Annotated in this window: 5 protein-coding genes, 2 tRNA genes and 3 rRNA genes; 8 read left to right on the top strand and 2 right to left on the bottom strand. The window is 52.1% G+C overall.

Going from position 1 to position 12,298, the window contains the following annotated elements:
- Positions 1 to 78 precede the first annotated feature (78 nt).
- On the top strand, positions 79 to 402 hold the full coding sequence (locus HNI00_RS01365) for an STAS domain-containing protein (RefSeq protein ID WP_172355021.1): 324 nt from the start codon (positions 79 to 81) through the stop codon (positions 400 to 402).
- Between the two features lie 212 nt (positions 403 to 614).
- Here the strand turns inward: HNI00_RS01365 and HNI00_RS01360 are convergent, their stop codons facing one another.
- Complete coding sequence (locus HNI00_RS01360; RefSeq protein ID WP_316790008.1) at positions 615 to 1,757, bottom strand: tetratricopeptide repeat protein; 1,143 nt, start codon at positions 1,755 to 1,757, stop codon at positions 615 to 617.
- 332 nt (positions 1,758 to 2,089) lie between these two features.
- On the opposite strand from HNI00_RS01360, the gene HNI00_RS01355 reads away from it, so the two are divergent.
- The 7 genes from HNI00_RS01355 to rrf all read left to right on the top strand — a co-directional run bounded on the left by HNI00_RS01355 (position 2,090) and on the right by rrf (position 9,589).
- Complete coding sequence (locus HNI00_RS01355; protein ID WP_225906668.1) at positions 2,090 to 2,662, top strand: hypothetical protein; 573 nt, start codon at positions 2,090 to 2,092, stop codon at positions 2,660 to 2,662.
- A 664-nt stretch (positions 2,663 to 3,326) separates the two neighbouring features.
- Positions 3,327 to 3,503 carry a hypothetical protein gene (locus HNI00_RS01350; RefSeq protein ID WP_316790007.1) on the top strand — a complete coding sequence of 59 codons (177 nt, stop codon included), beginning with the start codon at positions 3,327 to 3,329 and terminating at the stop codon, positions 3,501 to 3,503.
- A gap of 687 nt (positions 3,504 to 4,190) precedes the next feature.
- Positions 4,191 to 5,678 (top strand): 16S ribosomal RNA (locus HNI00_RS01345).
- Between the two features lie 115 nt (positions 5,679 to 5,793).
- A tRNA-Ile gene (locus HNI00_RS01340) sits at positions 5,794 to 5,867 on the top strand.
- A gap of 241 nt (positions 5,868 to 6,108) precedes the next feature.
- Positions 6,109 to 6,181 (top strand) — tRNA-Ala (locus tag HNI00_RS01335).
- A 279-nt stretch (positions 6,182 to 6,460) separates the two neighbouring features.
- Positions 6,461 to 9,340: ribosomal RNA gene (locus tag HNI00_RS01330) — 23S ribosomal RNA — on the top strand.
- A 132-nt stretch (positions 9,341 to 9,472) separates the two neighbouring features.
- A 5S ribosomal RNA gene (gene rrf, locus HNI00_RS01325) occupies positions 9,473 to 9,589 on the top strand.
- Together the 16S, 23S and 5S rRNA genes with 2 tRNA genes alongside form the textbook arrangement of a ribosomal RNA operon.
- Before the next feature lie 95 nt (positions 9,590 to 9,684).
- On the opposite strand, the gene HNI00_RS01320 is transcribed toward rrf, so the two are convergent.
- Positions 9,685 to 12,195 (bottom strand): glycogen/starch/alpha-glucan phosphorylase, encoded by a 2,511-nt coding sequence (locus tag HNI00_RS01320; RefSeq protein WP_316790006.1) that lies wholly within the window; start codon positions 12,193 to 12,195, stop codon positions 9,685 to 9,687.
- Between the last annotated feature and the right edge of the window lie 103 nt (positions 12,196 to 12,298).

Below are 12,298 nucleotides of genomic sequence, written 5' to 3'. Positions count from 1 at the left end.
TGCAGAGGCTATGTGCATTTTGGTTAACATCCTGGCAGCCGCACGCCTCAATCCTTAAACCCTTGTCAAACTGGAAACATGATTAAAGTTATTGAGCTTTCTGGCATTCTAGATGGCACCCAGGTAGATGCCTTCCATCAGCAAATTGGTGAGGCTCTGGAAACCGGCGCTTCCGTCATTTTGGTGGACTTAGAGAAAGTGACGTTTATGGATAGTTCTGGGCTGGGTGCTTTGGCAAGCGCCCACAAAAAGGTGCGGGCTGCTGGTAAGCGGCTATCTTTCTGCTCGATTGGCGAACAAGTTAAGATTTTGTTTGAGCTGACCAGTATGGATCAGGTGTTTGAAGTATTTCCGAATCGGGAAGCGTTTGATCAGACCGTGCTATCGGGCGCGGTATCTTGAGGCAAAACTGGGTATTTATCAAAGGTGTTCAGTCCATCGTCTTGGATAAGTTCAGAGCTTAGCGAGTTAAGCTTAGCAAGTTAAAAAGGGTGAGGCGCACTGCGTCCCACCCTTTCTCATTAGAGGTTTAATTTGTTACGTGATCAGGGCAATGAGAGGGAGGTCTGACTTGACAACTCGACTGAGTTTTAGACTAAAAACGTTGCGCTGCGTTAATCCAGCTTTTTGATCATAGATTCGGCTTGTGCCGCGCCTTCTGCGTTGCCCTGCTGCTCGTAAAGCTGGAGGGCGCTACGAAAAGCGGCAAGGGCCTCGTTCCGGCGATCGCGCTCCTTTAGCGCCACGCCAAGCCTATAAAACGCATCTCCACTTTCTGGTTCCAGTTCTGTTAGCCGCCGAAATGTAATGATTGCCTGGAGATAATTCCCCTGTTCCAACAGCAAGTTGCCCAAGGTCGAATGGGCATCGACTGAATTCGGCTCGGCAAAAGTTGCCCGTTGATAAAAGGCGATCGCCTCTTGCATATTGCCTTGGGCGCGATACAAGTCCCCGATTTGCAGGTAAATATCAGCATTTCGAGGTTCTAGCTCGGCGGCTCGACGCAGTGCATTCAGCCCATCCTGCACCCGTCCTGAGTTGACCAGTGCCACTCCCAAATTGGCCTGTACCTCGGCCCGCCTAGGAGCCAAATCGGCGGCTTGTTGCAGCATCTCTGCGGCATCTCGATAGCGGGCAGCCAGCAGCAGTACCTCACCCATTGATTCATAAATGCGGGCACTGTTTGCGCCGCGCAGCGTGGCGGCTCGTCGATAGGCGGCTAGCGCTCCATCATAGTCTTGCAGGCGAGTTAAAACTACGCCCAGACCCAAATTCGCGTCTAGGTTATTAGAATCCAGCGCGACGGCTCGACGATAGGATTCAGCCGCCCCCGCGTTGTCCCCCAGGTTGGCCAGACAAAAGCCAAGCGCGTAGTGAAAGTTGGCGTTGTTGCCATCTAGCTCGATCGCCCGACGATAGGCCGACACGGCTGCCCCATAGTTACGCTCCTGGGCATGGGCGAAGCCAATAGCAGAGTGGATGCGGGCGTTGTTTGGTTCTAGTGCGGCGGCCTGCTCGTAGATGGCGATCGCCTCGCTAAAATTGCGCGATCGCATCAGGTCGCGCCCCTGCCGCAATAGCTCGTTGACCCGCCGACTTTGCTCCTGTCGCTGCTGAGGAGTCAGTTGTTGAGCCGTAGTGCCAGAATTTTCAGTCTGGGCAATGGCCAGAGGAGGGTTGACCAAACCAGCAACAGACAGAGAGAGAAAAAGGCTGGCGATCGCCGCCACAGAGTTAGAAGTTTTAAAGCTAATCACAGTTCAATCTGGAACAGACTGCAAGCTGATCCACGCTCGTTGACGTTCGTCAACGCAGATCAACACTCGTTAATAATTAGCCGATTTCGGCTGGATTGAAAACAGTAGCCCCCTTGAAACCTCTCGAAAGCTTACGAAATCTCGTTCAAAATTACACGCCTAAAACTGCACTCCAAACTGCACACCCAAAACAGTACCTTGCTAGGGGAATGTCTCGCCCAACCGTCAGTGCCATATTGGTTTCAGTTGAGCAAGCCAAGGAAAAAACGTCAGAACGTTTATCTGCCAAGGCTTTCAACCATACACTATCAACCTGTTGAGGAACTTTAATTATGGCTACTGTTTGTTCTCCCTCCAAAGCAATGCGTGCTGAAGCTGCTGCGGCTGTTGCGCCTCCGGTCGGGGCCCAACCTCCCCAATACGCAGAAACAGAAACCTACTCCCGTAGCATTCTGGGCCCGGTGATGTTTGAACTGTCTGAGCTGCGTGTAGAAGGGACGGCCGATCTGCCTGTGCCCCCCACCTACGTTGCTCCTGGACAGTCTCCTTACATCATCGCGGCTGATGAAGAGTTCGTTTCAAGCGTGAAAATCGTGTTCAACCGAACCCCCCTATCCTCGCTGCTGATGTGCCTGGGCACCCAAATCTCGATGAACTTCCACTTTGAAGGCCAAGGCCGGAAGGCTACGGAAATTGACCTCCTAGCGGAAATTACAACCCAGAAGGATGTCTACGAGTACGAAGTGAAGCTGTCTGAAGTGCCCAAAAAAGCAGGACTCACCCCCGGTTTGTATGTGGTTTCCGCCACAGCCGAAATTGGCCCTGCCGAACACGAATGCAGCCAGTTCATCCTGGGCTACGGCTACATCTCTGGCACGCTGCTGCAAGTCTACAAAGAGGTCTAAGCGACGATTGGTTCGTACCATTTCCCCAGAGCATGTGAGCTAGCCACCTGCTCTAGGGGCACTCCTGAAGCTTGAACTCGCTGGTAGGTCACGAAGACCTACCAGTTTTTTGCAATCATTACGAGCAAACTACAAATTGTGGCTGTTGAATAATTGGCTGTACTCAAGCGGAGAACTTAAGGCTGTAGATGAAGCTTGGTAAAGCTGGGGTTGAGGCTTAACCTTGCTCTAAAAACAGAGCCAGACATGAGAGAGGGGCTGCATAAGAGCAAATTTTTTGTAAAGACTAATACAAGACACAACTATTAATTTTTGTGTCTGAATGCGATCGCCATCTACACACGGGGCAATCTAGCTGTTATCCTAGTCACTTCTTAAGCTTCTCTTAAGCTATTGGTCTAGGTATTGCAGGATCTTAGAGCGCTATTTCTTCGCACGAATTCTCTACTCATTCCGAGGCGATAGAAAATCTAGCTCTCAAGCTGAAGCATCTGCATCCTAACGCGACAGCCATTTTCACAGACCCTCCTCACGCCCTATGGAACTTGCTAGCGATTCGTACCCAGTTCGAGCATTTATTCGACACAAAGCCAAAATGAGAGTCTTAGAGGCAGAATCAATGGGGATTGGCTGCTTAGCCTTCGACGAGCCTCTTCTTCAAGAGTTGTCAACTACACTCTTCCAGTCAGAACGAGGAGCCGCAATTTTCGTCGCCTACCCAAGTCGTCAGGCCGCCGAAGCCATCGAGGATCAGTTCGCTCTGGAACTTGCAGAAACCTATCGCTACATCAAGCAGCGGAAGACGGATACTCAGGTGCAACGGTTAAATAGTCTTCTCTAATCTCTTCTAATCACGTTGCCTGTCTAATCACATTGCCTGCACAAAGCTTGAGGCGGCTGGAGAACCAGATAAGCTCTGGGACTATCCAGCCGTTTTCTGCATCATAACCACTCATCCCAATCCCTTCTTCAGGGAACTCGGCTTAAAACCTTGGCAAGAGCATGGAGAAAATGTGGATCTAAACTATCCGCTTCCGAATTTTTTGAGGATTTTTTTGAAGATGAAGACGGGAATAGGGGGCGATCGCCCCGTGCTAACCTCCCAAACCCCTTACCCAGCGGGGGTTTCAAGTTCTGGGAGTTTTTTTTGAAAAAGGTGTTGACAGATATAGGGAGATAGAGCTACATTAGTAAAGCGGTCGGGAGGACAGCCGAAGCGGAGTGAAAGCGAAGCAAGGCTAAAGTCTCGCCGCCCGAACCTAGAAAAGATAATAGTTTGGAAGCCAGAATAACATCTGTGACCCGTTAATGCAAATATCGGGGGAGTTATTTCTGAGATTTCAGAGATTTTTCAGGGAGATTGATATTTAGGGACTAGCTCTTGAACTAGTTCGTAGAGATTGATTTTTCTTGAAGAGTCGAGAGACGAGGGAATAGCTTTTCTGAATTAACGAAACACAAAGAGATTATTTAGGTAATCTCAAACCGGAACGAGAGTTCTGGAGCCAAGAAACTCTAAATGGAGAACAACATGGAGAGTTTGATCCTGGCTCAGGATGAACGCTGGCGGTCTGCTTAACACATGCAAGTCGAACGGGGTGCTTCGGCACCTAGTGGCGGACGGGTGAGTAACGCGTGAGAATCTGCCCTTAGGACGGGGACAACAGCTGGAAACGGCTGCTAATACCCGATGTGCCGAGAGGTGAAACATTTATGGCCTGAGGATGAGCTCGCGTCTGATTAGCTAGTTGGTGGGGTAAGAGCCTACCAAGGCGACGATCAGTAGCTGGTCTGAGAGGATGATCAGCCACACTGGGACTGAGACACGGCCCAGACTCCTACGGGAGGCAGCAGTGGGGAATTTTCCGCAATGGGCGCAAGCCTGACGGAGCAAGACCGCGTGCGGGAGGACGGCCTATTGGTTGTAAACCGCTTTTGATAGGGAAGAAGCTCTGACGGTACCTATCGAATCAGCATCGGCTAACTCCGTGCCAGCAGCCGCGGTAATACGGAGGATGCAAGCGTTATCCGGAATTATTGGGCGTAAAGCGTCCGTAGGTGGTTGTTCAAGTCTGCTGTTAAAGCGTGCGGCTTAACCGCATACCAGCAGTGGAAACTGGACGACTAGAGTGCGGTAGGGGTCAGGGGAATTCCCAGTGTAGCGGTGAAATGCGTAGATATTGGGAAGAACACCGGTGGCGAAAGCGCCTGACTGGACCTGCACTGACACTGAGGGACGAAAGCTAGGGGAGCGAAAGGGATTAGATACCCCTGTAGTCCTAGCCGTAAACGATGGACACTAGGTGTTGCCCGTATCGACCCGGGCAGTGCCGTAGCCAACGCGTTAAGTGTCCCGCCTGGGGAGTACGCTCGCAAGAGTGAAACTCAAAGGAATTGACGGGGGCCCGCACAAGCGGTGGAGTATGTGGTTTAATTCGATGCAACGCGAAGAACCTTACCAGGGCTTGACATGTCCAGAACCCTTCTGAAAGGAGGGGGTGCCTTCGGGAACTGGAGCACAGGTGGTGCATGGCTGTCGTCAGCTCGTGTCGTGAGATGTTGGGTTAAGTCCCGCAACGAGCGCAACCCTCGTTTTTAGTTGCCATCATTGAGTTGGGCACTCTAGAGAGACTGCCGGTGACAAACCGGAGGAAGGTGGGGATGACGTCAAGTCAGCATGCCCCTTACGTCCTGGGCTACACACGTACTACAATGCTGCGGACAAAGGGTTGCAAGCTCGCGAGAGCAAGCTAATCCCATAAACCGTGGCTCAGTTCAGATTGCAGGCTGCAACTCGCCTGCATGAAGGAGGAATCGCTAGTAATCGCAGGTCAGCATACTGCGGTGAATACGTTCCCGGGCCTTGTACACACCGCCCGTCACACCATGGGAGTTGGCCACGCCCGAAGTCGTTACTCCAACCCTCGGGAGGAGGACGCCGAAGGCAGGGCTGATGACTGGGGTGAAGTCGTAACAAGGTAGCCGTACCGGAAGGTGTGGCTGGATCACCTCCTTTTAGGGAGACCTACCCACTTTAGAGTCGAACGCACAGTGCAAATAGATTCAAAGTCGGTCATCCCAAGGTCGTTCGGATTACAGATGGGCTTCCAAACTATACTGGTTCGGTTTATGGGCTATTAGCTCAGGTGGTTAGAGCGCACCCCTGATAAGGGTGAGGTCCCTGGTTCGAGTCCAGGATGGCCCACCTTTGAAAAAGGGAAAAGCGAAGAATGAAGAGGGAAAAGAGACGAGAGCAAGCAAAGCCTCTGTAACGAAGTCTACGAAACTTTTTCTGTAACGAAGTCTGTTCTGCAACGGGTCTTTGAGTTTTGCTTGGAACCTTACGAATCGTTCCTTACGAATCGTTTAAGTTGCACTAGGCTTCAGATTTTGCTCTTGTTCTTTCATTGTTTTTTCTTCGTTCTTCAATTTTCTGATTTTCGTATGGGGGTTTAGCTCAGTTGGTAGAGCGCCTGCTTTGCAAGCAGGATGTCAGCGGTTCGAGTCCGCTAACCTCCACTGAGGAATCTTGAATCCTCATGAAGCGATAGCTAGTCAGCTTGTTTAGAAGGCAACTTGTTTAGTAGTCCACTTAGCTTAGTCCAGCAACTTATCTTGTTCACCGGGTTAAGGAAGACCAAGAGAGCCTGCTGGATTAAACCAGCCAGAACCTTGAAAACTGCATAGAAAATTGTCAGGTAGCAGACAGCGAAAGTTGGCGGAAGAATAACAGCCTGCCGTCGATTGAAGCTGTCACTATCACAGACACCAATGTAAGCAAGACGAAAGCGAAAAAGTGGTCAAGCTACAAAGGGCTGATGGTGGATACCTAGGCACACAGAGGCGAAGAAGGACGCGGTTACCTGCGATAAGCCACGGGGAGCTGGAAGCAAGCATTGATCCGTGGGTTTCCGAATGGGGCAACCCCCAGTACTACCACCTGAATCCATAGGGTGGAAAGAGCGAACCCAGCGAATTGAAACATCTTAGTAGCTGGAGGAAGAGAAAGAAAACTCGATTCCCTTAGTAGCGGCGAGCGAAGCGGGAAGAGCCTAAACCAGGGGTTTTAACTCCTGGGGTTGTGGGACAGCGATATGGACTCTAGCGGCTAGACGAAGCAGCTGAATACTGCACCAGAGAAGGTGAAAGTCCTGTAGTCGAAAGCTTAAAGATACTAGCTGAATCCCGAGTAGGCCGGAGCACGTGGAATTCCGGTTGAATCATCGAGGACCACCTCGAAAGGCTAAATACTCCTGTGTGACCGATAGTGAACCAGTACCGCGAGGGAAAGGTGAAAAGAACCCCGGGAGGGGAGTGAAATAGAACATGAAACCGTCAGCCTACAAGCAATCGAAGCCCGATTAAACGGGTGACGGTGTGCCTGTTGAAGAATGAGCCGGCGACTTATAGGCACTGGCAGGTTAAGCCGAGAATGGCGAAGCCAAAGCGAAAGCGAGTCTGATAAGGGCGAAAGTCAGTGTTTATAGACCCGAACCCCGGTGATCTAACCATGGCCAGGATGAAGCTTGGGTAAAGCCAAGTGGAGGTCCGAACCGACTGATGTTGAAAAATCAGCGGATGAGCTGTGGTTAGGGGTGAAATGCCAATCGAACCGGGAGCTAGCTGGTTCTCCCCGAAATGTGTTGAGGCGCAGCGGTAGAGATTATAGCGGGGGGGTAAAGCACTGATTCGGTGCGGGCTGCGAGAGCGGTACCAAATCGAGTCAAACTCTGAATACCCCGTGTACACTCTGCCAGTGAGACGGTGAGGGATAAGCTCCATCGTCAAGAGGGAAACAGCCCAGACCACCAGCTAAGGTCCCCAAATCATCGCTAAGTGGCAAAGGAGGTGGGAGTGCATAGACAACCAGGAGGTTTGCCTAGAAGCAGCCACCCTTAAAAGAGTGCGTAATAGCTCACTGGTCAAGCGCTCCTGCGCCGAAAATGAACGGGACTAAGCGATGTACCGAAGCTGTGGGATATATCTATCGATGTATCGGTAGGGGAGCGTTCTGTAGTAGTTAGAAGCATCAGCGGAAGCAGGTGTGGACGAAGCAGAAGTGAGAATGTCGGCTTGAGTAGCGCAAACATTGGTGAGAATCCAATGCCCCGAAATCCCAAGGGTTCCTCCGGAAGGCTCGTCCGCGGAGGGTTAGTCGGGTCCTAAGGCGAGGTCGAAGGACGTAGTCGATGGACAACAGGTTAATATTCCTGTACCGATATGTAGTTGTGCAGAGGGACGGAGAAGGCTAACACAGCCAGAGGTTGGTTACTGGTTCAAGCGTCCGAGGCGATGAGGAGCGGCGAAAACGTTCCGAGTTGAGGCGTGAGTACGAGGAGATACGTCTCCGAAGTGTGTGATGTCAGGCTTCCAAGAAAAGCTCTAAACACGTTAACTGCATATTGCCCGTACCCTAAACCGACACAGGTGGGATGGTTGAGAATACTCAGGGGCGCGAGATAACTCTCTCTAAGGAACTCGGCAAAATGGCCCCGTAACTTCGGAAGAAGGGGTGCCACCGAGAGGTGGTCGCAGTGAAGAGTCCCAGGCGACTGTTTACCAAAAACACAGGTCTCCGCTAAGTCGCAAGACGATGTATGGGGGCTGACGCCTGCCCAGTGCCGGAAGGTTAAGGAAGTCGGTCAGCGCAAGCGAAGCTGGCGACCGAAGCCCCGGTGAACGGCGGCCGTAACTATAACGGTCCTAAGGTAGCGAAATTCCTTGTCGGGTAAGTTCCGACCCGCACGAAAGGCGTAACGATCTGGGAGCTGTCTCGGAGAGAGGCTCGGCGAAATAGGATTGTCTGTGAAGATACGGACTACCTGCACCTGGACAGAAAGACCCTATGAAGCTTTACTGTAGCCTGGTATTGGGTTCGGGCTTTGACTGCGCAGGATAGGTGGGAGACTGTGAAGCAATCCTTGTGGGGGTTGCTGAGTCAACGGTGAGATACCACTCTGTCAGAGCTAGAATTCTAACTGAATGCCGTTATCCGGCTTTGGGACCGTATCAGGTGGGCAGTTTGACTGGGGCGGTCGCCTCCTAAAAGGTAACGGAGGCGCGCAAAGGTTCTCTCAGGCTGGTTGGAAATCAGCCGTAGAGTGTAAAGGCAGAAGAGAGCTTGACTGTGAGAGCTACAACTCGAGCAGGGTGGAAACACGGCCTTAGTGATCCGACGGCGCTGAGTGGAAGGGCCGTCGCTCAACGGATAAAAGTTACTCTAGGGATAACAGGCTGATCTCCCCCAAGAGTTCACATCGACGGGGAGGTTTGGCACCTCGATGTCGGCTCATCGCAACCTGGGGCGGTAGTACGTCCCAAGGGTTGGGCTGTTCGCCCATTAAAGCGGTACGTGAGCTGGGTTCAGAACGTCGTGAGACAGTTCGGTCCATATCCGGTGCAGGCGTAAGAGTATTGAGAGGATTCTTCCTTAGTACGAGAGGACCGGGAAGAACGCACCGCTGGTGTACCTGTTATCGTGCCAACGGTAGACGCAGGGTAGCCAAGTGCGGAGTGGATAACCGCTGAAAGCATCTAAGTGGGAAGCCCACCTCAAGATGAGTACTCTCATGGCAAAAGCCAGTAAGGTCACCCGCAGAACACGGGTTAATAGGCTCTAGATGGAAGTGCAGTGATGTATGAAGTCGAGGAGTACTAACAGACCGAGGGCTTGACCTCTGTTTCGTGTCTTGAATTTAAGTGTGTGTCTGGACGATTTTCTATGCAGCCTTCTGGGTTCTCTCTTCTAGTGGGGTCTTCTGGAAAGAAGATTTCTCGTGTGGAAGAGAGTCTAGACAACCCAATAAGTTTCCTGGTGCCTATGGCGGTGTGGAACCACGCTCATCCATCCCGAACTGAGTTGTGAAACGCACCTGCGGCGAAGATAGTTGGTGGGTAGCTGCCTGCAAAAATAGCTCGGTGCCAGGGCGATAATGAAACCCCCTCGGATGATTAATTCCGAGGGGGGTTTTGTCTGAACAAAGCTTTTCCAAAAGAAGTCGGGGAGCTTTGTCAGGGTTTGATTAGCTTTGAGTGTAGTCTTTTAGCTCGATGGGAACGGGCTGCACTTTCCAGATGTTTTGGCAGTAGTCACGGATCGAGCGATCGGACGAGAATTTGCCCATGCGGGCTGTGTTGAGGATGGACATGCGGGTCCAGTGATCCCAGTTTCGATAGGCTTGACTGACTTGCTCTTGGCAATCGATGTAGGACTGATAGTCTGCTAGGAGTAGGTAATCGTCTTTGTGGAGCAGGTTGTCTACGAGCGGACGGAAAAGACCTGTGTCTCCGTGTGAGAAGAAGCCTGAGGCAATCCGGTCGATGACTTGGCGCAAGTCGTTATTGCTCTCGTAGTAGTCCATTGGTCTATAGCCTGCTGCTTTTTTGGCGGCGACCTCTTCCGTGGTTAAACCAAATAGGAAGAAGTTTTCGGCTCCGACTTCTTCACGGATTTCGACGTTAGCGCCGTCTAACGTGCCAATTGTAAGCGCTCCATTCATTGAGAACTTCATGTTGCCTGTGCCTGAGGCTTCTTTGCCTGCGGTGGAAATCTGCTCCGAGAGGTCGGCGGCTGGATAGACTCGCTGGGCGAATTTTACGTTGTAGTCTTTGAGGAAAACGACCTTAAGCCGTCCGGCGACATCGGGATCGCGATTGACTACCTCGCCGATGGAGTTAATGAATTTGATAATGAGCTTCGCCATGTAGTAGCCCGGAGCTGCTTTGCCGCCGAATAGGAAGGTACGGGGCGTGATTTCAGCGCTGGGATTTGCCTTAATGCGGTTGTAGAGGTGGATGATGTGGAGTGCGTTGAGATGCTGCCGCTTGTATTCGTGAATCCGTTTTACTTGAATATCGAACAAAGATGAGGGATCGACTTCGACCTCTGTTTCCGACTTGATGTGGTTTGCCAGATCTTGTTTGATCGCTTGTTTGATTTGTCGGAATTCGTAGCGGAATCCGGGATCGTCTGCGAACTGCTCAATGCGGCGCAGTTCGTCGAGATGCTTAATCCAGTTGTCTCCGATTTTGCTGGTAATGAGGTTGGTCATGCGGGGATTGCTTAGCACTACGAACCGACGCGGAGTGACCCCGTTGGTGACGTTGGTGAATTTCTCCGGGTACATGTCGTAGAAGTCTTTTAGCACGGTCTGCTTGACCAGTTCGCTGTGGAGTGCGGCGACCCCGTTGATGGCGCTGCTGCCGACGCAGGCGAGGTTTGCCATGCGGACGTACTTTTCGCCGCTTTCGTCGATGAGCGATAGGCGGCTGAGGCGGTCAGGATCATCGGGAAATTTGATGCGTACGTCGTCGAGGAAGCGGCGGTTGATTTCGTAGATGATTTCGATATGGCGAGGCAGCAGTTCGGAGAAGAGTTTGAGGGGCCAGCGCTCTAGGGCTTCGGGGAGGAGGGTGTGGTTGGTGTAGCCGAAGGTGCGGGTGGTGATGTTCCAGGCGTTGTCCCACTGCATTCCGTGTTCGTCCATGAGCAGCCGCATGAGTTCTGCGACGGCGATCGCCGGATGGGTGTCATTTAACTGCACCGAGAATTTTTCGGGAAACTTCTCCAGCGACATATTTTGCGTCTGGAGGATGCGAATCATGTCTTGCAGAGAGCAAGAGACGAAAAACATCTGCTGCTCTAGCCGCAATACCTTGCCTTGATACTGCTCATCGTTAGGATAGAGGACCTTGGAGATGTTTTCGGAGTTGCTCTTTTGATGGACTGCGCCGAAATAATCGCCGGAGTTGAAGGCACCAAAGTCGAAGGATTCGGTTGCTTCGGCAGACCACAGGCGGAGGGTGTTGGCAGTGTTGACTTTGTAGCCCAGGATCGGTGTGTCGTAGGGAAGCCCTTTCACGACTTTGAAGGGAACCCAGCGGACGCGGTAGTTACCATGCTCATCGATGAAGGACTCGGTGTGGCCGCCGTATTTCACCTCAACAGCCCAATCCGGGCGAGCAATTTCCCAGGGGTTGCCGTAGCGCAGCCATTTGTCCGTAATTTCGACCTGCCAGCCGTCGCGGATTTCCTGGTCGAAGATGCCGAATTCGTAGCGGATGCCGTAGCCGAGAGCGGGAATTTCTAGCGTGGCTAGAGAGTCGAGATAGCAGGCGGCGAGACGACCCAAACCGCCGTTGCCCAGACCGGGTTCTTCTTCTTGCTGGAGCAGTTCATTGAGATCCAGCCCCAGTTCAGTCATGGCTTGATTGATCTGGTCGTAGATGCCGAGGTTAATCAGGTTGTTGCCCAGGTGCGGGCCCATGAGGAATTCGGCGGAGAGGTAGCAGACGGTGCGGGCCTGAGTGTTGGTGTAGGTTTCGGCGGTGTTGAGCCAGCGGCGCAGGAGGCGATCGCGCACCGTGTAGGCCAGCGCCATGTAGTAGTCATTTTTGCTGGCGAGGGCTGGAAACTTGCCCTGGATATAGAACAGGTTGTCCAGAAACGCCCGTTTTAGGGTTTCAATTGATAGCCCAGTGCGATCGTCTTCAATCTGCACTGAGCCGGAAGGAGGGGTGGGTAACGTCTGCATGGTAAAAATCCTGGATGAGTTGGATATTTCTAAGGCTCGTAGGGATAAAGAAGGGGCTACATAGGGAGCGAAGTCCTGAAGTTCGGAAAATGCTGCTAGCAAG

It is taken from the genome of Thermoleptolyngbya oregonensis NK1-22 (genome assembly GCF_032705245.1).
In the GTDB taxonomy this organism is placed as follows: Bacteria; Cyanobacteriota; Cyanobacteriia; order Elainellales; family Elainellaceae; genus Thermoleptolyngbya; species Thermoleptolyngbya sichuanensis.
Note: the sequence above shows the minus strand (reverse complement) of the source record. Positions and strands in the feature narration are given on the sequence as shown.